Source organism: Paenibacillus xylanexedens (genome assembly GCF_001908275.1).
Classification (GTDB): domain Bacteria; phylum Bacillota; class Bacilli; order Paenibacillales; family Paenibacillaceae; genus Paenibacillus; species Paenibacillus xylanexedens_A.
In genome coordinates, this window is sequence record NZ_CP018620.1 from 6047713 (window position 1) to 6066965 (window position 19253).

The 19253-nt window shown below is 45.6% G+C and carries 16 protein-coding genes; 3 read left to right on the forward strand and 13 right to left on the reverse strand.

Annotated elements, in window-relative coordinates; all coding sequences use genetic code 11:
• The first annotated feature begins 605 nt into the window (after positions 1-605).
• Positions 606-1601: a DUF3986 family protein gene (locus BS614_RS26310; protein ID WP_074096115.1), complete on the forward strand. Its 996-nt coding sequence runs from the start codon at positions 606-608 to the stop codon at positions 1599-1601.
• Positions 1602-1811: 210 nt separating this feature from the next.
• On the opposite strand, the gene pstB is transcribed toward BS614_RS26310, so the two are convergent.
• The 8 genes from pstB to BS614_RS26350 form a co-directional block, all read right to left on the reverse strand.
• Positions 1812-2567, reverse strand: a complete 756-nt coding sequence (gene pstB / locus BS614_RS26315) for a phosphate ABC transporter ATP-binding protein PstB (RefSeq protein ID WP_074096116.1) — start codon at positions 2565-2567, stop codon at positions 1812-1814.
• A 95-nt stretch (positions 2568-2662) separates the two neighbouring features.
• A complete protein-coding gene (gene pstA / locus BS614_RS26320; RefSeq protein WP_074096117.1) occupies positions 2663-3574 on the reverse strand; it encodes a phosphate ABC transporter permease PstA in 912 nt (303 codons plus the stop codon).
• On the reverse strand, positions 3571-4539 hold the full coding sequence (gene pstC / locus BS614_RS26325; protein ID WP_074096118.1) for a phosphate ABC transporter permease subunit PstC: 969 nt from the start codon (positions 4537-4539) through the stop codon (positions 3571-3573). The genes pstA and pstC overlap by 4 nt, the downstream gene beginning before the upstream one ends.
• 105 nt (positions 4540-4644) lie before the next feature.
• Positions 4645-5508 (reverse strand): phosphate ABC transporter substrate-binding protein, encoded by an 864-nt coding sequence (locus BS614_RS26330; protein ID WP_017686974.1) that lies wholly within the window; start codon positions 5506-5508, stop codon positions 4645-4647.
• Positions 5509-5580: 72 nt separating this feature from the next.
• Positions 5581-6981 carry a stalk domain-containing protein gene (locus BS614_RS26335; RefSeq protein WP_244898205.1) on the reverse strand — a complete coding sequence of 467 codons (1401 nt, stop codon included), beginning with the start codon at positions 6979-6981 and terminating at the stop codon, positions 5581-5583.
• Between the two features lie 301 nt (positions 6982-7282).
• On the reverse strand, positions 7283-8110 hold the full coding sequence (locus tag BS614_RS26340; protein ID WP_074096119.1) for a sugar phosphate isomerase/epimerase family protein: 828 nt from the start codon (positions 8108-8110) through the stop codon (positions 7283-7285).
• Between the two features lie 133 nt (positions 8111-8243).
• Positions 8244-9566 carry an LLM class flavin-dependent oxidoreductase gene (locus BS614_RS26345; protein WP_074096120.1) on the reverse strand — a complete coding sequence of 441 codons (1323 nt, stop codon included), beginning with the start codon at positions 9564-9566 and terminating at the stop codon, positions 8244-8246.
• A gap of 71 nt (positions 9567-9637) precedes the next feature.
• The gene (locus BS614_RS26350) at positions 9638-10870 is read right to left on the reverse strand and encodes an MFS transporter (RefSeq protein ID WP_084174946.1); all 1233 of its coding nucleotides are present in this window, start codon (positions 10868-10870) and stop codon (positions 9638-9640) included.
• A 254-nt stretch (positions 10871-11124) separates the two neighbouring features.
• Here BS614_RS26350 and BS614_RS26355 point away from each other — a divergent pair, with 254 nt between their 5' ends.
• Positions 11125-12030, forward strand: coding sequence for an ArsR/SmtB family transcription factor (locus BS614_RS26355; RefSeq protein WP_074096122.1), 906 nt, complete (start codon positions 11125-11127; stop codon positions 12028-12030).
• Positions 12031-12086: 56 nt separating this feature from the next.
• The gene (locus BS614_RS26360) at positions 12087-13337 is read left to right on the forward strand and encodes an MFS transporter (protein WP_074096123.1); all 1251 of its coding nucleotides are present in this window, start codon (positions 12087-12089) and stop codon (positions 13335-13337) included.
• Positions 13338-13579: 242 nt separating this feature from the next.
• Here BS614_RS26360 and BS614_RS26365 read toward each other — a convergent pair whose 3' ends face one another.
• The 5 genes from BS614_RS26365 to BS614_RS26385 all read right to left on the reverse strand — a co-directional run bounded on the left by BS614_RS26365 (position 13580) and on the right by BS614_RS26385 (position 19242).
• Entirely contained in the window at positions 13580-14023 is a 444-nt protein-coding gene (locus BS614_RS26365) for a GNAT family N-acetyltransferase (protein ID WP_074096124.1), read from the reverse strand.
• Positions 14024-14268: 245 nt separating this feature from the next.
• On the reverse strand, positions 14269-15168 hold the full coding sequence (locus BS614_RS26370) for an ROK family protein (RefSeq protein WP_074096125.1): 900 nt from the start codon (positions 15166-15168) through the stop codon (positions 14269-14271).
• 28 nt (positions 15169-15196) lie between these two features.
• Positions 15197-16669 (reverse strand): glycoside hydrolase family 32 protein, encoded by a 1473-nt coding sequence (locus BS614_RS26375; protein ID WP_074096126.1) that lies wholly within the window; start codon positions 16667-16669, stop codon positions 15197-15199.
• A 25-nt stretch (positions 16670-16694) separates the two neighbouring features.
• A complete protein-coding gene (locus tag BS614_RS26380) occupies positions 16695-18305 on the reverse strand; it encodes an ABC transporter substrate-binding protein (RefSeq protein WP_157116211.1) in 1611 nt (536 codons plus the stop codon).
• A gap of 55 nt (positions 18306-18360) precedes the next feature.
• A complete protein-coding gene (locus BS614_RS26385) occupies positions 18361-19242 on the reverse strand; it encodes a carbohydrate ABC transporter permease (protein ID WP_036617174.1) in 882 nt (293 codons plus the stop codon).
• Positions 19243-19253 lie beyond the last annotated feature (11 nt).

The window sequence follows — 19253 nt, forward strand, 5'->3', positions numbered from 1 at the left end:
TTGTTTCGATTAAGATACTTTACTTGTGTTTAAAATCACATGATTTTGCGCTAACCATATTAACGTTGTTATAATTCGGACTGATTATTCCTAGAGTTAAGTTTATAATTTTTATAGCAATACTTCGACCTAATTTATAGCTATTCAGATTTACTAAAGATAATATACTTAAGTTTAATCCAGTTTTATATCCATCATGTTCGATGAGTATGAGCGTCCAACTCATATTTATTGAATATTCCAACAATCCAAATCCAATCTAAATCCCACGGAAAAGTACTATCTATAAAAATATGATTTGAGGTACAATATTAATAAAATATGAGAAAGGAGAATATAAAATCTGAATCATTGAAATATATCTTAATCGGACTGAGTTTAAACTAACTCCAGAAAATCTGGATTGTGCCAACACAGTCATGAACCGTCTTCTATACATTAGAGTTATCCAATTCTAGAATAACTATTTTACTTAAAGACTTTTTGTAACTGCGTTTGATCCTTTTCCGTATAGTTTTATACATATAATCTTCTGAGGCTGGTTGATTAATCACTATTTACATTATCAATTAAAAAACACAAGGTTTTTAAAAGAGGAGATCACAATGAATAAATTATTGCATATAGAAACGCCTATCATCACATCTTATCCTAGGAATGCAAATTTCATAGCAATGCTTAGTGGACAGCACCCTTATTTCGAGGATTGGCTTTTAATGAATCACATTCAATTGGCATCGACCATCGATGAGAAGCAAAATTTTTGGATTTATTTTTATGAACCGCTTTCAAGACAGTACCATCCATTATTAAATAAACAAGAATTACAAAAAGAAACTTTTGTTGAATTGAAAATTGATCTTATTAGCTTCTTGACCACTAACCTAGACAAGAATTTTTATATTTATTTAAGTGTGGACACCTACTATATTTCAGCTTATTCCAATCCGACAGAACACTATGCCCATGATTTATTTATATATGGTTATTCAATAACAGAAAATATATTTTATATTGCTGATTTTTTCGAGAATGGGAAGTATAGTTTTCGTTCAGCCAGCTTTAAAGAAATTGAAAATGCTTTTCATAGTCAATATCCAGAGAAAAATGTTGAGTTTGATTCTATACAATTGCTATCTTTAAATTCCAGTAAAAAGTATATATTTGATGTCCCCTATTTTAAAAAAATGATTGAAGATTATCTACACTCTAATAAAACATTTGATACCTATCGTTTAATAGATAGTTATGCTTTTGATCATACCTTCGGAATGAATGTTTATGATGTTTTAACAGAACAGTTAATTACTAGGCCATCTAATGCAAGTATGATAAAAGCACTTCATGTAGTTTCCGATCATAAAAAGTTAATGTTAAAGAGGATTCAATATTTATACGAGCATAAAATTATCAATGATGAAAATTTGTATTATCTGTTTGAAAAAGTATATCGGTTGTCCCTTGTAATGAGAAACTCTTCTCTTAAAAATTTAATCTCAGGACTTGATTTAAGCTCACAAATCAAATATGTAAAGGAATTAAAAGAACAAGAAACACACGCTTTATGTAATTTACTTGCAAGCATAAAATTGTACAATTAAGTAAGGCTATTGGGTATGATAAATTATCCTTTTAAAAAAGAATATTAAAAGTGATCCCTTTGCATAGGGATTGGCCATATTCCAGTATTACTACTATAATTCCAGTAGGGATCATATCTCATACTTCACTCACTCTGTCAGTCGATGGACATTGAAAGCCTTTCAGATCATCTCTGGAAGGCTCACATGTTTCCACGATCAACTCACTTCTCACCCAAATCTACCACTAATATAATCCTGTGTACGCACATCGACTGGCTCGGCGAACATGCTCTGGGTAGCGGAATATTCCACGACTTCGCCGTTCAGGAAAAAGACCGTCTGCTGGGATACGCGAGCGGCTTGCTGCATGTTATGCGTCACCATCACGATGGTATAACGCTCCTTCAATTCATGCGTCAGTTCCTCAATCTTGAAGGTAGACACAGGATCAAGTGAAGCGGTTGCCTCATCCATGAGCAGAATATCCGGCTCCACTGCCAGCGCACGTGCGATGCAGAGACGTTGTTGTTGTCCACCGGACAGACTTAGTGCGGAGCGCTTTAGGTTGTCTTTTACCTCATCCCACAAGACAGCGGAACGCAGGCTCTGCTCCACAATCTCATCCAGCTTTTTCTTGCCATGGATACCGTGCTGTTTGGGACCGAATGCCACATTGTCATGGATGGATTTTGGAAAGGGGTTCGGTTGCTGAAAGACCATGCCGATCTTCTTGCGAAGGGTCTCCACATGAACTTCCCCATTGTAGATGTCGGTTCCCCCTACAGCCACTGTACCTTCTATCCGTGTGCCGGGTATCCGGTCATTCATGCGGTTGAGCGTACGTAGCAGGGTTGATTTGCCACAACCCGATGGTCCGATAAACGCAGTAATTGCCCGCTCAGGAATTTCAATGGAAACATCCTTCAGCGCTTGAAACTGACCATAATACAAATTCAATTTGTTGATCTCAATAATAGGTTGCACAAGGTGCCCTCCCGGGTTGAATGGAATGATTTGCAGATTCAGCTTAGAAAATTGGCGTTGTTCCAGACGATACCGATTAGCGGTATCCTCTTTTATCAGGCTTGATTTTTGCGTGCTTTCAACCACAGGGGTACACGGAACAGAACATTAATGAGTAACGCTACAAAGATCAGCACCGCTGTGGTTTTCTGCGCAATTTCCTCGGCATCCGGCACAATGGCTTCCGATTGAACGTACCAGAGATGTACCGCAAGGGTTCCTCCCGGCGATAACAAATTAAAGTCCCACATTTCCCCGGATGTAGACACCCCAGCGGTCAGAATAATGACAGCACTCTCACCAAATGCCCGGCCTGCGGTCAGGCAAATACCCGTCATGATCCCGTTGATAGCTACCGGCAACAACACTTGGCGGATCGTCTGAAGATGTGTTGAACCCAGTGCGAATGATCCATTGCGAAGTTCCACCGGAACCGCCCTGACGGATTCCTCTGTTACCCTGGTAAGCACAGGCAGGTTCAGGAAAGCAAGGCTGACGGCTGCGCCCAGAATGGTAAGACCAATTTCGAAAAACTCCACAAACAGAGCAATACCGAACAATCCAAAGATGATGGATGGCACAGAGGACAATCCCTCCACGCAAATACGAACGGTCTCGATTAACTTATTGTTTGGTGCAAACTCTGCCAGATATATGCCTGCCGCCATACCAATCGGGATGGAAATGAGCAGGGACAGAATTAACACATAGAACGAGTTGAACAGTGCCGGGCCGATCCCTCCGCCTTCTTCAATCTCACTCGGAACACCGTATAGGAAATCCCAGCTGAGCAGCGGCAATCCTTTGTTCAACAGCAAAAATAACAGTCCAACAATAAACAAAATGACGACAATACCAACGCCCCATACCATGCCGGTAAAGAGCCGATCCATCACCATCGATGAACTTCTCCGTTTGCCAAAAGAATAAGACGGGACGACAGCGTTCGCCTGCTTCTTCACACTCATACGTTTCGGTCCCCTCTCTTCTGAAGCAATCTTACGATAACGATCATCAGGATCGAAATGGCGAGCAGGATAAAGCCCATCATGTACAGACCATGATTCCAGGTGGAGTCGAATTCGACGCTAGAGATTTGCATGACGATATTACTGGTCAGTACAGCTGTTGGCGTGAACAGACTGTTGGCGAGCTGCGCTGTATTACCAATGACCATCACCACCGCCATCGTCTCACCGATCGCACGAGTCATTCCAAGAATGACCGCGTACATGATCCCGCCTTTTGCAGCAGGTAAGACGACACGAGTCACAGTCTGGAATCGGTTCGTGCCGAGTGCATAGGCAGCATCACGGTATTTGTTCGGAACAGCAGATATGGCATCATCACTGATCCGGCTAATCGTGGGAAGTACCATAATGGTCAATACAATGGACGCAGCGAGTAACCCGTCAGCCAGATCACGTCCACTAATATCCCTTAGCCATGGAATGAGGATCGTCAGTCCCAGGAAACCGTACACCACAGAAGGAATACCCACCAGCAGATCCAATACAGGTCGTAGAATATGGCGAAGCCATTTGGGTGTCATTTCGGCCAGAAATACAGCAATGATGACAGAGAGTGGAATGGCAAACAACATGGTGAGACCCGTAAGAGCCAGTGTTCCGAGGATAAAGGTCAGTGCACCATAATGTTCATTTTCCGGGTCCCAGTTGGTGGAGAAAAAGAATTCACGCAGCGATACATCCGCAAAAGTAAGAACGCCCGTACGAAACATGAGAATTAAGATACATAAGAGAACCAGACATACAAAGATCGTACTGCCGATGCACACCATGCGAAACAGGTTATTGGACCACCTTAGACGCGCCTTACGGTTAAACCGCGTGCCCGATTCAGCGGCCTTACCAAGGCTCGTACCAAGCTCACTCGGGGCGGGGCTGTTCGGGGATGGATTCAAATCGATCATGAAGTGCTCTTCCTTTCACATAGAGAAGCCAGCTTGCGACCGTGCGCAGAAGCTGGCTATCCCTTTTCTTATGAAATGTGAGAATGACGAACGTTTGAAGCGCCGTTATTTTACAGCCGCAAGCGGAATGAATTTCAGCTTTTTCAGGGAACCGTTCTGGAACTTGCTGCTTTGGATGTACTCAATGAACGCTTTGGTTGCACCGGTAGGTTGACCTTTGGTCATGTAATATCCGATACCCCATACTTTGTAGGTTTTGTTCAGAACGTTTTTCTCAGTTGGTGCCACACCATTGATGGATACAGCCTTCATTTTGCTAGTTACATAAGGAAGGTCAATATAACCGATCGCATTGGGTGTGGTTTCAATGGTTGTTTTCATATCACCGCTGGAACCAACTTCTTTATAATTGTCACCTTTGCTCATGAAATCTTTACCGTCGAGCGCTTTTTGCTGGAAGTTGACCCGTGTGCCGGAACCAAACTTACGGTTAACAACAACGATGTTGGCATTCGCACCGCCAACGTCTTTCCAGTTGGTCACTTTGCCGGAGAAGATGTCCTGCAATTGTTTCGTGGTCAGGCTGCTTACACCCACATTCGTGTTAACAACAGCCGTGAATACCGTTACTGCTACTGGATTGGCTACCATTCCATCAAATTTCTTGAAGCCGGGTACATCCTTGGATGCATCCCAGTCCACAGCACCAATGTCAGCAATCCCTTTACGTACGGATTGAGGACCTGTAATGGAACCTGCGGCGGAAGCCGAGATTTTGACTTTTGGATTATCTTTCTTGAATTCACTTGCAGCCTGAAGAGTCAGTGGGAGCAATGCCGAGGAACCGTTAATGACAATTTTCCCTTTCTCCGTGCTCTTGGCAGCAGATGCCGTCGTTGCGCCTCCAAGTCCACCAATTAGGGATACTGCCATAAGCATTGCCGTGAAAGGTTTGATCCATTTTTTCATTTTTATAAACTCCTCTCGAATTATAAAATAGTTAATTGCGATTATGTGCTTATCACTCTTGGATCAAAAAAATCACTTCGTAACGGCTCTCCAGCTGCCACCCGCTTGTACCAGAACTCGGTCGTCTTCAATCACGGCGATTTGTGATCCAGCAACGGTAATGGAGGATACATCGGAAGATACGGTATATAACTTGGTTTGTTTTCCTGTCACTGTGTCGATGGAAATAATGACGCTGTTGCTGTCATCCTGTGCAGCCAATACATACAAGATGTCACCCGACAGAATCACTTGCTCTACATCGTACGCACCATACACCGTTGTTGCTTTCTGGGATGCATCCACAGATTGCAGCGAAGCATTGCCGTCCTCGGATGGTACACTTACGTAGTAGGCTTTCTGCCCGTCAACGGACCATACAAACACTTTGTCATCCGTTGTAGTCGTTAACTGCGTCGCTTCCGCTTTTGTTATACCGTTGTTATACGAAAATATTTGCTGTTGATTGGCTGAAAAGTCGATAGACACGTTATCTTCATCTACATTGGTTGCATCGGAGGTTACCTTGCCAAGTGTCGTCACTGTGTAGATAAATCTTTTGCCGTCCGCAGACACATTCAGGTTTTCTTTGTAATCCACTTTGTCTTCAACCAGTTTCTTAATTACGCCATCAGCCAGATTAAGACTTGCAATCACCGACCCTTTATCTCCTTGCAGGAAATAAATGGCGCTTCCATCCGCAGACCATACCAATTCCGGTTTAATACTTGTGTCACTTGTGATTAATCTCGAAGCCTTTGTCTTCAGATCAATAACGTAGACGGAACCTTCCGCATTGGTATACGCAGCTTGATCACCACTCGGGGAAACAACCAGATCCGATCCGCCATCTGTCGTTAACAACAGCTCGTATTTACCACTCGTTGTATTCACGAGATAATCGGTTCGGCCATTATCATCACTCTTGGAAACGATCAGCTTATCCGCTCCGGCAAAACGGGGATTATCCGCACCTTCGAGCAATGCTACCGTGCTAACTTCCAGCGCTCCGCTTCTCTTGACGATTGTACCGCCAACGCTGGATACCAATGGTCGGAGCGCAACGTAGCTTGTACCTCCAATGATTGTAACCGGTTGATTCAAATTCACTTTGTTGCCATCCACCAGAAGTTGTTTCGCATTGTTCTGGAGTGTCACCGTGTGACCATTTAGCTTGATTATGGTCGTTCCACGTTGTACTTCCGCTTGTGCGCCAATAGCCTTGATCACATCACGGAGCGACACAAGGGTCTCACCATTCTTCACGATGGAACGAACGACGACGCTGTTTCCGTTTATTGTAAGCGTGGAGTTTTGCACCTGAGCTGTACTAGCTGCAGGTTTCACTGCAGGAGCAGCTGATACTGCACTAACCACAGAAGTTGTTAACGCTGTGGCTACCATGGACACTACTAACACCTTTTTCATTGACATTGGCTTTGGTCACCCTTCTTTTCTCCATATAATTTGCCTTGTATGCCGTGCCCTGTTGTCTGGTATGCTGCATGTATCATCAATATGAGAGCTTGTCCGCCTCATCCCCCCAAACTTCCACGTTCATAGTAAAAATGACCTATCACGTTTGTAATTATAGGAGCGAATTGTAAACGGAAAATCTTGGAATTGTTAACGAATTGTCAATGTTTTCATATCAGCACATTCATATTGTTAAAACAACAAAATGACCCATACAGAATGTATGGGCCCTTGCTCTCATTATATATTTTCTCACACATTATACTGTGACAAACACCTGATCGAAACCAGCCTTTGACTTGGCGAATAGTTCGTTCGTACTAAGATTCGATGCCGGTGCCAGTACTTCCTGAGCCACCACACCGTTGTAGCCAATCGCTTGCAAATTTCTCAGAAATCCACCCAGATTAATGACCCCTTCGCCGGGGTACAAGCGTTCTCCATCCTTCAATTCCTCGATTGGCAAATCATAAGCATCGTTGATATGCACATGAACAATCTGCTCTTTCTTCAGCTTCAACAGATCTTCCATCGGTAAACCATTTGTATGCCAGTGATAGGAATCCACCAACAAACCTACGTTAGGCGCATGGATCGTCTCGATCCAATCCAGCGTATCGTCCACACGCCAGATAAACGGATTCTTCCATTGCGTCCGCAAATGGTGGCATCCCACAAACTCCAGACCCAACTTAATCCCGTAAGCGTCCAAGATATCTGCGCAGAGTCTCAAGCGTTTCGTAGCCGCGACCATAAATTGCGCTGCCGGTTGATCCGTTGAGGGTAAAATATACGTGCAGCAGCTGTAACAGTCCAGCGAAGCAGAAGCTTCTGCCATAGCGACCAACGATTGCAATCCCTCACGGAATTGCTCATCTGTCGTCCGCCACTCCACCCTCAGCCCCGATGAACCGATAATCACCTGATTGCTTTCCAGCAGATGTTGTGCCTGTTCTTTGCCATACGTTTCAATCAATGAGAGCGGATTCAAATCTACAGATCCGAATCCGTGCTTGGCCGCATCTATGATATATTGTTCATCAGACTCGATGTTGCCCAGTCCCGCATTCGTTAACCCTCTAATCATCCCAATCGCCTCCTGTGACTCGTCTGGAATTGCAGCTTGTATATCATTTTATAATAGCAGTACTCTCCGAAAAAGAAACCATTAAAAAGAGCGGCAACAACGTTAATTTAACGTCATTACCGCTCTATCTTTTCTATCTCACACTCTCCAACGTATACCGATTACGTGGAATCTCAAGACCCAGATTCTCCCTTAGCGTCTCATGTTCATACTCCGTACGGAACAGCCCTCGTTCTTGCAGAACCGGAACAACCAGCTCCACGAAATCTTCCAATCCATTGGGCACCACGGTACGAACATTGAATCCGTCTGCCGCTTCGCCTTCAAACCATTCCTGAATCTGATCTGCGATCTGATCCGGTGTACCAATGAACGATGTACGTGGAGTGGATGCCAGCAACGCGACTTGGCGCAGGGTCAGCCCCTGTTCCCGTGCCTGCTGCTTAATCTTGTCTGTTGTACTGCGGAAGCTGTTGCTGCCGATCTCCCCAATCTCAGGGAAAGGTTCGTCCAGCGGGAACTGGGAGAAGTCGTAATGATCGAAGTAACGTCCCAGATAATTCAACGCCTGATCAATACTCACCAGTTCGGCAATTTCCTGATATTTCTGCTCAGCCTCTTCCGCTGTTCTACCCACAATGGGGCCGATGCCCGGGAAGATCAGGATATCTTCTGCCTTGCGTCCATAAGCCACCACTCTTGCCTTCACATCCCGGTAGAACTCCCTTGCTTCCTCCAGCGTCTCATGTCCTGTGTAGACGGCATCTGCGGATCGGGCGGCCAGATCTTTACCAGATTCGGATGAGCCCGCCTGAAAAATCACCGGGTGACCCTGCTTCGAACGCCCCACATTAAGCGGACCCTGTACGGAGAAGTGCTTTCCCTTGTGATTCAGCGTATGTAGCTTGGCAGGGTCGAAGAATACGCCCTGTTCCTTGTCTCCGACAAAGGCATCATCCTCCCAGGAATCCCAAAGGCCTTTGACCACATTCAGATGTTCTTCCGCAATCTCGTAGCGCAGCGCATGGTTCGGATGTTCGCCTTTGCCAAAATTAAGTGCCGATCCTTCCAGAGGTGAAGTGACCACATTCCATCCGGCTCTCCCACCGCTTAATTGATCCAACGAAGCAAATTGCCTCGCAACCGTGAAGGGTTCACTATAGGAAGTAGACAATGTAGCAACCAGCCCGATATGGGAAGTTGCCCCGGCGAGTGCGGACAGAAGCGTGAGAGGTTCGAAGCGATTGAGAAAATGTGGATTGGACTTCTTGTTAATGAAGAGGCCATCTGCAATAAAGAGCAGATCAAATTTCCCTTTTTCCGCGATACGCACCTGCTTCTTGTAGAATTCCAGACTAACGCTCGCGTTAATTGGAATATCCGGGTGACGCCAAAAGGAAATGCTGTTACCCACTCCGTTCAGATTGGCTCCCAACTTCAATTGTCGTTGCGACATATATATTCCTCCCTATATTGTGGTGATGACCATTCAGTTCGAGTATCCTTTTATCTCTGAGAGTCGTTTCATCATTTCTTTATGCTGTTTCCGCTAACTTCTGCTGTTGCCATGCCTAATCCCGGTTTATCCGCCTGTTTCACATCACTTACCCGGACTGCCCAAGCCGCTCCAAGCAATACAATCCCTGTAAATAGAAAAATATACGGAATGCCGATCCATCCACCGAGAAAACCACCAATTAACGGTCCAAGCACAATACCGAACTGACTCGCCGTCTGACTCAGACTGACAGCCCTCCCACGAAAATCGTGATCAGCATATTTGATGATCAGGGCATTAAGCGCCGGATAGACCGCGGCAAAGAATAGACCATAAACAAATCGCAGGCTGCCAAAATAAATCAGATTCGTTGCTGTCATTTGCAGCAGACTGCCAATCCCACCGCCGATCAGACCGATAAACAGGGTTTTCTCGTATCCGATCCTTCCACCAATCTTCCCCCATCGCGGCCCCATAATGACGGTTGCCACACCAATCGCCGAGAAGACAATTCCTGCACTGAGTGTTGCACTGCCAACATCTCCGCCAATCTGGACCACATAGAGCGTCAGCACCGGTTCGATGATGAGCACGGAGGTCGAGACTAAGAGAATCAAACCGTAGATTCGCATCAAACCCGGCGTGGAAGCCGCTCTTTTCAAATCCCCTATGATCTTCGTTGGAACGATCGTACGAGTTTGTCGTGACTCCTTAACACCGAGGACCATCAGAGCCGCGAGCAATGTAATTACAGCGGATGCAATGAAACATCCCCGCAGTCCGATCCAGTGACTCAATACACCACCGACAAGAGGACCAAGAATTCCGCCCGCAGCGCTGGCCGTAGAGATCACGCCAAGTGCATAACCCACCTGTTTCTCCGGAGTATTGGTGCCGATCAGAGTAATCGAGGCGGGATGAAAACCAGCCATGAGTCCCTGAAAGACCCTCACCGCGATAAACGTATACGGATCATACACAAAGAAGTTAGCCAGATGTGCAATGCCTAGCCCCACTCCGGAACGGACCAGCATCAGTTTGCTGCCATATTTATCAGCCAGTGATCCCCAGAAGGGTGCGCATAATCCGCTGATCAGAAAGCTGATGGAGATGGAGATACCCGACCAAGCTTCCAAGCCACTCTGGATACCGAGATCATTTTGCAGGAATATAGGAAAGAACGGAACGGATAGCGAGTACGCCATATGATTGAAAAACAGGCCGAACCACAGAATATACAGATTTCTCTTCCATTGTGGCATCTTGGCATTCTCCATACTATATAATTCCTATATAAAAAGTAGGTTATTATCCATATTAGGGTAACGTCATCAGAAAGTATAATAGAAAAGTTCAATAGACCCATTCAAGAATTAAATGAATGGGTTTTGTGGAAATAGGATGTTTGGTATGAACATGGAAAATTTATGTTGAAACAACAAATAAGTTCGTATAGTATAAAACTAATCACTTGTTCTATAAATATAGAACTAATCCAGAAAGGAATTATACTCTTATGAACTACACAGTAGAAGTTGATTTTGCGCCAATTTATGAATGTGTAAGCACCCTGAGCGCTTTTATGAGTAAACAAAATCATACTAACCTGGATGCCGGGAAACGGTGGGTTCGTGATGTACAGGATCGATTCTCTCCAGCCAAACTTCAACAAATGCGAGATACGATGAAAGCCACAGACAATTTCAGCCTTGCGCCATATATATGGAGCTGTTCAGGGGAACGTTCGGTGAATGGCTTTTTGAATTGGCTTGAAGAGTTGTCCTCAGGACAATTGTATGACATCGCCGCTCGCTTTAAGTTATCTGTCCCCTCCAATCTGTCCGAATTGCGCAGTCGGACATCCGAAGTGCTACGAGAATGGGATACTCAGTATTTTGGGCACATCGATCCGGCAATTATTGAGGGACTCTTTTTGGAAGCTGAATCGAGACGTTCCAGTCTGAACGGGACGAATGACCAAGAGGTCTATGAACAAGCTACACAGGGCATGAGGATATATCCCAACCATACGCTAAAAAAAATAATCCTCATCCCTCAATATCATGCACGTCCATTTGTCACCTCAGTGATCTTTGACGAGATGATCTTCACTAATTATTCTTGCGATATTCTTCCAACAGAACCGGGACGACCAGACCCTGGGTTACTGCGTCTAACCCGGGCACTGTCCGATGAAAACAGACTGTTCATTTTAAGACTACTGGCTGGTAAACAGCTGACCTTCACTGAAATTGTCCGTGAGGTTGGACTGTCCAAGAGCACGGTGCATTACCATCTAATAGCCTTGCGAGCAGCCGGGCTAATTATCGTGCATTATGATTACAAAAACACCGAATATAGCCTGCGCTTGGAAGCTCTAAACAACCTTCCACGGCAGATTGGAGCTTATATTGAAGGTTGAGTTCAAGCATTTCCTTCTCCACAAATTGCACTATTCTATCATATGGAGGAAACTTAATGCTGAAGCGAAGTTACTACGGTTTATTGGCTACTGTTACTCTTAGTTCTCTAGGTGATGTGTTTGGTCTTTTGGCCATGGAATGGCTTGTTTATGAATTAACTGCCTCTAAGCTAGCCATGGGTGCTATGGCACTAAGCTTCAGCATTCCTGAGGTAGTCTTCCGGCTACTTGGATCACCGCTGTCAGACCGACTGCATCGTGGACGGTTCATGGCCGGATTGGCTGCAGTACGACTGTTGGCTCTTTTGTTGCCACTGAGTATGGGTATTGCGGGCCAATTACAACTTTGGCACCTGTTTCTCGCCGCAGCACTCAGCGGAGCCTGCTCCGCCCTCTTCATGCCAACGGCCATGGCTACTGTACCAGGTGTAGCTGGCGAACACAAACTTCTGCGGGCATTCGCAGTGATCGATGGTTGTCGAAATGCCGCTGCTTTGCTGGGACCTGCCATTGCCGGAGCTCTAACGGCTGCATCCGGAGCGTTACCAACACTTGGCATCAACGCTATTTGCTACATTGCAGCCATCACCGCACTGCTCTATCTGCCCACAATGCAGAAACCAGCAGCTCAAGCATCTTTTTCTCTCAAATCTTATATCCGAGATATTGGAGAGGGTTTCTCTTTTTATCGGCGATTCCCAGCCATGCTCTCGATTATGGTAATGGTTTCGATCAGCAATATGTCCTCCGTAGCCATCTGGACCATGATGATTCCTTTTGTCCGCGAAGTACTTCACCGGGATGCCGCCGCCATGGGCACTCTGACCACCGCTTCTGCATTTGGCACACTAGCAGGACTAGCTATTATCTCGTGGATGGGTGAAATCAAGAGAAGACGCACGGTCATGCTGTGCAGTTTAGCTGTGATTGGGCTTTTCAACGCTTTGTTGGGACTATTTCCGAGTTACCCATTTGCACTTATTGCCTTATGTGCTGCAGGAGCAGCCGGACCTTTCTTCGGTTCTCTAAGCTCTTCGTTACATGGTACGCTTGTGCCCAGTTCTCTACAAGGCCGGGTTAATTCGATCCGTTTTCTGATTGGTGGAGGGTTACAACCCGTAGGCGCTTTTGCAGGTGCAACGGTTGCAGAAGTCTTTGGCCTTCCCTTCCTCTTTCTGTCTTTAGGTCTTCTTCCTTTCATCTGTTCGATAGCTGCTTCATTTCTCCCGAATCTGAAAGATTTGAATGGTGACCTCGATACTCTACTACATAAGCCATCCAATAAAGTTTGTATTACCAGCAGTTAATAACAACTAAAAGCGCCGTCCCTTTTTATTGGAACGACGCTTTTGACGTGTGACAACGATAGCAGTTCACTTCAAACATGCCATGATACAACATCTATCCTCACTTTCCAAACATGCGGGATCGGTATCCCGACATAGGTAATTGTGAGATAAAAGCCAACTCTTCGCTTCTTAATATTTTTTTCTATACTCTCCATTAACCTGTAAATATGAAGTGAACTTGATTACGTATGGTAATCATACTATTCCGGCACTTGGACCGACATAAACACATCAACCTCGTCTTCACTATCCAACACAAATCCAAATCGTTCATACAATCGACGAGCAGGGCTTCCCTGCAAAACATTTAAAATAACACGTTTCCCCTGAACTTCATCCTGTTCCAGCAGCATGTTCAGTACCTGAGTTCCTATTCTCTGGCCTTGATAATCGGGATGTATGTAGAAATGTTCCAATAGATATGCCTCAGACTTGGACTTCAACGCTACACAACCTACCATTGAACCCTCCACTTCAATAATCTGTGTCTGGGCAGGATTGAATGTATTCCGGAAACGTTCACGCACCTTCACATCATCGTACCTTCCCAGTCTGGTTAGATCATCGTATAATACCAAGGCTCGCAAATCAGCGAGTTGCTCTTGGTCTGCCTGTACAGCTTGACGCATTGTTATTGGGTTCATTTGTTGAATTCCTTTCCATTAGAGACACGTTAATTTTTGAATGTCTTATCGCACTATAGAACACTAAAAATCATACCTTTGGCAACTCACTTGAGCAACACCGGATTTTAGAACGCACTATTTTTTTTCAAAACTATTGAACTCCTCAAAAAAATAAAAAAGCCCAAAAAGGACGGTGCAGTCTTGCTTATACAAATAAGCGAATCCGCAACCGTCCCTTCTGGGATGAAGATTATTTAAGAAAACTACGAAGCATGTGGCGCTTGTGCTGCATGCTGCAATGCTTCCAGACCCAATGCTAACGCACCACATAGGCCTGCATGCTGGCCCAATCCGGGCTGCACAATATATTGGTCGATATGTTGCGTGATTGGGGCTACATTTACATAACCATTGAGATTCCGCACTACCTGCTCCCGGATCATAGGAAACAGATGATCTTGCTGCATCACTCCACCGCCCAAGATGATCTTCTGCGGCGAATGAAGCAAGATGGCCGTAGTAATCGACTCCGCAATGTAAAAGGATTCGATCTCCCACGCCGGATGATCTGCCGGCAGTTCACTGCCAGGGATTTGCCAGCGAGCTTCAATGGCTGGTCCTGCAGCCATCCCCTCCAGGCAATCGCCATGATATGGGCATAATCCGGCAAAGTGATCGTCTGGATGGCGTCTTGTCCGAATATGTCCGCCCTCGGGATGTAGCAATCCGTGGACTCGCTGGCCCCCTGCCACAAGTCCAACACCAACTCCTGTACCAATCGTGTAATATACACAGTTGTCCAGTCCTTGCGCCGCTCCCCACGTCGCTTCACCGAGCGCGGCAGCATTCACATCCGTATCCCATCCAAAAGGAACCGGAAATTCATGCTTCAAAGTTCCAACCACATTACAGTTTCCCCACCCAGGCTTAGGTGTGGTCGTAATATAACCATAGGTGGGACTATCCGGTTGCAGATCAATCGGACCAAAGGAGCCGATCCCTATGGCTTCCACATCTTTATCCCTAAAATAGTCGATCACCTTGGCAAGGGTAGTCTCCGGATGTTCTGTTGGAAAGCTGATCCGATCTTCAATCTGTCCATGCTCATTACCTACACCACATACAAACTTTGTTCCGCCCGCTTCTATAGCTCCAATACGCATCGTTTTGGGCCCCTTTCCTTCATTACAATTAACCTGTAGCCTTGGTTGATGATATCTCATAGATATGAAGTGAAGAGAAAACCAGATCTGTATTTTCTGCATGAGCAAAGATGCCTTGGCAATCCGCATCCGGATAGATCAGATCCGTAATAACCGCCTGACCATCATTTGCAAATACCTCCACAGATGAATGATCTACAAAGATACGCAAACTTTGATTTCCGTTCACTTCTTTTAACTCAGCTGTATGACGGCTCAGGAAAAGTTCATGAAAATTGCCGATGCCCGATCGACTACGATCAACGTACACTTCACTTCGGATCGAGTCTACACCAACGACCGTCTCGTGATCTGCGCTGCTTCTTAGTGCAAAATGGAACGACTGATCCTGAGTCCACTCTGCATGGATCTCATAGTTCACGAGTTGCAAAGTGTTCAACTCCTCACTCACTTGCTGAATCGAAGCATCCTGCAGGGACAATACAAGCGTACGGGCTTGCTCAAGTTCACGTGCAGGACGTTGAATTAATATAACTTCTCCCGCTCTTGTCTCCAGTGTCAACTCCCGGGCAATGGTCATTGCTCCACGGTAGTTATTGGTTGGCGTCTGGTTGGCATACATCCAGTTGCTCATCCAGCCGATAATGAGGCGTCTTCCATCTTCCTCAGGAACGTCAGACCAACTAACTCCTGCGTAGTTATCCCGACCATAATCAATCCAGCGAACCGTATGGGATGCCTCGTCTGGGACAAATGTAGTTCCATCAAAATCTCCGGTAAAATATTGTGTTCTGGAGCCTTCAATAAAAGCAGGATCTGCACCGATGCTAACGAGCATCACCCATTTCTCCTGCCCTGAATCGCCATCCACTGCAAGCGGGAACAGGTCGGGGCATTCCCATACGCCATCGTGTGAACCAATCCCGGCGCCAAATTCACTTCCTAACTTCCAATCCTTCAGATTGGGAGAACGATACAGACATACCGTTTGACCACAAGCGATAATCATAACCCACTCCTTGCTCTGCTCATGCCAGAACACTTTGGGATCACGGAAATCAACAAAGGACTCATGCTTTAATACCGGATTACCCTCGTACTTAGTCCAGGTTCTGCCGCTGTCTTTGCTATATGCCAGACTCTGGGTTTGTATGGCATCTTGGTTTTTAACTTCAAGATGATGGGTGAAAATAGCAACCAATCCTGGCTCACCCTCAAAGAATCCGGTCGTATTATTCCAATCCACTACGGCGCTTCCCGAGAATATAGTGCCATTCTCATCGGGGAGTAAGGCTATCGGAAGTTCCTCCCAGGAGATCAGGTCCCGGCTCACTGCATGACCCCAATGCATGGGGCCCCATGTGGTTCCATGTGGGTGATGCTGATAGAACAAGTGATACTCCCCATTGAAAAACACCATGCCGTTCGGGTCGTTCATCCACTTCTCTTTCGGTGAAAAATGGTATTCATTTCTGTAATCTTGTTTAAGAATTGTCGACATTATGGTTTCTCCTCCGTACTTTTCTTTATTTGTTATTACGGTCATATCCCGCTTGTTTAATCTGTAGCCATTCTTGCAATCCAAGGCGATCCAGCTCTTTCAAGTAAGCATCCCACTCCTGATCTACTTTCCCGTTCTGATACCATTCTGTACGCAGACGTAACACGTAGGCGAAGAGATCGGTCTCAATTGTGGACAATCGATCCAGTTCATCAATGGAGAAGAACACACTTGGATATACGTTCTCCGCTTTCATATGCGGAACCATAACCTTGTCGAGAAGTTCCATGCGCCAAGCCGCATCTTCCGGTTTGGTTGTGTATTTGTCATAATAACTGTCGAGAATGGACAATGGTCCTGCGATACTGGTTTTTTGTCTGAGTTCCACAGGTGCAGATCCTTCCAGCGGAAGATGTTTCAGCATGCCTTTGGCTTCATCGAATTCAAAAATATTTTGCTGACTCTCGTCTCCATAGGTACCCCAGTTGTTCTGCACAGATTGGAGCGGATCGTACAATTGGTCTACCCACTTCGCTGTGGATTCCAGGTTCTTATTGCTGCTGGTAATGACCATGCGACCACGATCAAGTCCTATTCCGTTTGTTCTTGTGACATTGACCTCTCCGTTAGGCCCGGCAACCGGAGGCAGAACATCATACGTATCATTCATGCCTGTAATGTTAGCCTTATCCCATGTGAAGTACATGCCGTACTTATTATCCTTGCCTTTCGCCAGGTACGTGTTCCAATCCTGTTGGTACGATTCGACATCGATCAGCCCTTCCTTAACCAGCTCATGAATGTATTTAACCGCTTCCTTGTAGCCTTCATCAGCTGCCGTGAAGACCACTTTCCCATCATTGGTTACCACGGTATGATCCCAGTTCTCTCCGAGTCCAAATGCCGCAAAGAGAAATGTCAGATCTTCTCCGCCCGGTTTGTTAATGAAAGATAACGGAATTTCGTCGGCCTTACCGTTGCCATTTGGATCTTGAGTTTTGAACGCGATCAGTACTTCTTTCAGTTCTTCGGTTGTCGTTGGCATCTTCAGTCCAAGCTTGTTCAACCATTCCACATTAATCCAGGGTAAGTTATCCACTGCCTGAATCCGTTGTTTGCCACTTCCGAGTTCTTCAATCCATGGGAATGAATAAATATGTCCGTCTGGAGCCGTAATCATGCTCTTGTATTCGGGAGCTTCCTCCAGCACCTTTTTCAGATTGGGCATGTGTTGTTCAATCATGTCCTCAAGTGGAATGATCGCCCCGTCCTTCGCCAGTTTCAGGAGATCATAATCCCCGTAACCTGCATCAAAAATGGCATCCGGCAAATCACCGCTGGCGACCGCCAGGTTTCTTTTTTCTGCAAACACATCACTCGTATAGTTCTTCCAGTTGATATGCACATTGGTTTTCTCTTCGAGTCGCTTGTTAATCAGCTTGTCGTTTGGATCAGCGGGAGCCAGCGGAGAGCTCTGTGTTATAAAATTCAATGTCACCTTGCCATCAGGGGATTGCGCCTCACTTGCCGCGCCGCCGCCTCCACCTCCGCCACAGGCGGTTAAAAAGAGCATTGCAGATAACATGGAAATGGATGCCGTTGTAACGGCTTTTCTGGATTTGTTCACTTTTTTCATAATAATGACCTCCATGAGTTGGATTGGATCAACTTACTGTATCGCAGGCTGTTCACTATTTGAGGGAACCGACCATGACACCTTTTTCGAAATACTTCTGGAAGAACGGATACATGATGATGAGTGGCAGACTCGAAATGACAATCGCTGAGTATTTAATCATCTCGGAGAGCCGTTTCAATTCAGCCATTGCTAATTGATCACTGATCATTCCCGGAGCAGCTTGATTCTGAATCAGAATCGAACGCAGAACGAGCTGTAACGGATGCAGGTTCGGATTATCGAGATAGATCATTGCATCAAAATAGGAATTCCATTGACCAACGAACGCATAGAGCGCGAGTACAAAAATGATCGGTTTCGACAATGGAATGACGATCTGGAAGAAAATCTTCATCTCAGAGGCGCCATCCACGTTTGCAGCTTCTTTCAGTTCTCGAGGGACTCCTTTGAAAAAGGTTCTGGAGAGAATGATGTTCCAGACGTTAACGGCTCCAGGGATGATGATCGCCCACACCGTATCCAGCATGCCGAGATTACGTATGAGTAGATATGTAGGGATTAATCCCCCGCCGAAGAACATTGTAATGATAAAGATAATCATGAAAAATCCACGTCCCGCGAGCCTATCATCCGACAATGCATAACCTGCAAATATGGATACGGTCACGGTGATCAGTGCAAAGGAAACCGAGTACAATACCGCATTTGCAAACCCCCGGATCATGGCTGGATTGGACAAAATCATCTGATATCCGTCCAGACTCCAGTCCGATACATTAAAGGACAGTCCACGATTCAGTAACACCGTGGGGTCCATGAATGAGGCGATAACAATATAAATCAGGGGAACAACCACAACCAGTACAGCACAGGTGAGAAAGATAGCATTGAGTGTGAGGATCAACCGATCCATTCCCGTGTGTTTAACAACCATGGATAATACTC

What these genes read in the sequence shown, in the direction of transcription:
- BS614_RS26310 (WP_074096115.1), top strand. Translation starts at nt 606, where the DNA reads ATGAATAAATTATTGCATATAGAAACGCCTATCATCACATCTTATCCT.
- pstA (WP_074096117.1), bottom strand. Translation starts at nt 3,574, where the DNA reads ATGAGTGTGAAGAAGCAGGCGAACGCTGTCGTCCCGTCTTATTCTTTT.
- pstC (WP_074096118.1), bottom strand. Translation starts at nt 4,539, where the DNA reads ATGATCGATTTGAATCCATCCCCGAACAGCCCCGCCCCGAGTGAGCTT.
- BS614_RS26330 (WP_017686974.1), bottom strand. Translation starts at nt 5,508, where the DNA reads ATGAAAAAATGGATCAAACCTTTCACGGCAATGCTTATGGCAGTATCC.
- BS614_RS26335 (WP_244898205.1), bottom strand. Translation starts at nt 6,981, where the DNA reads ATGTCAATGAAAAAGGTGTTAGTAGTGTCCATGGTAGCCACAGCGTTA.
- BS614_RS26340 (WP_074096119.1), bottom strand. Translation starts at nt 8,110, where the DNA reads ATGATTAGAGGGTTAACGAATGCGGGACTGGGCAACATCGAGTCTGAT.
- BS614_RS26345 (WP_074096120.1), bottom strand. Translation starts at nt 9,566, where the DNA reads ATGTCGCAACGACAATTGAAGTTGGGAGCCAATCTGAACGGAGTGGGT.
- BS614_RS26350 (WP_084174946.1), bottom strand. Translation starts at nt 10,870, where the DNA reads ATGCCACAATGGAAGAGAAATCTGTATATTCTGTGGTTCGGCCTGTTT.
- BS614_RS26355 (WP_074096122.1), top strand. Translation starts at nt 11,125, where the DNA reads ATGAACTACACAGTAGAAGTTGATTTTGCGCCAATTTATGAATGTGTA.
- BS614_RS26360 (WP_074096123.1), top strand. Translation starts at nt 12,087, where the DNA reads ATGCTGAAGCGAAGTTACTACGGTTTATTGGCTACTGTTACTCTTAGT.
- BS614_RS26365 (WP_074096124.1), bottom strand. Translation starts at nt 14,023, where the DNA reads ATGAACCCAATAACAATGCGTCAAGCTGTACAGGCAGACCAAGAGCAA.
- BS614_RS26370 (WP_074096125.1), bottom strand. Translation starts at nt 15,168, where the DNA reads ATGCGTATTGGAGCTATAGAAGCGGGCGGAACAAAGTTTGTATGTGGT.
- BS614_RS26375 (WP_074096126.1), bottom strand. Translation starts at nt 16,669, where the DNA reads ATGTCGACAATTCTTAAACAAGATTACAGAAATGAATACCATTTTTCA.
- BS614_RS26380 (WP_157116211.1), bottom strand. Translation starts at nt 18,305, where the DNA reads ATGAAAAAAGTGAACAAATCCAGAAAAGCCGTTACAACGGCATCCATT.
- BS614_RS26385 (WP_036617174.1), bottom strand. Translation starts at nt 19,242, where the DNA reads ATGGTTGTTAAACACACGGGAATGGATCGGTTGATCCTCACACTCAAT.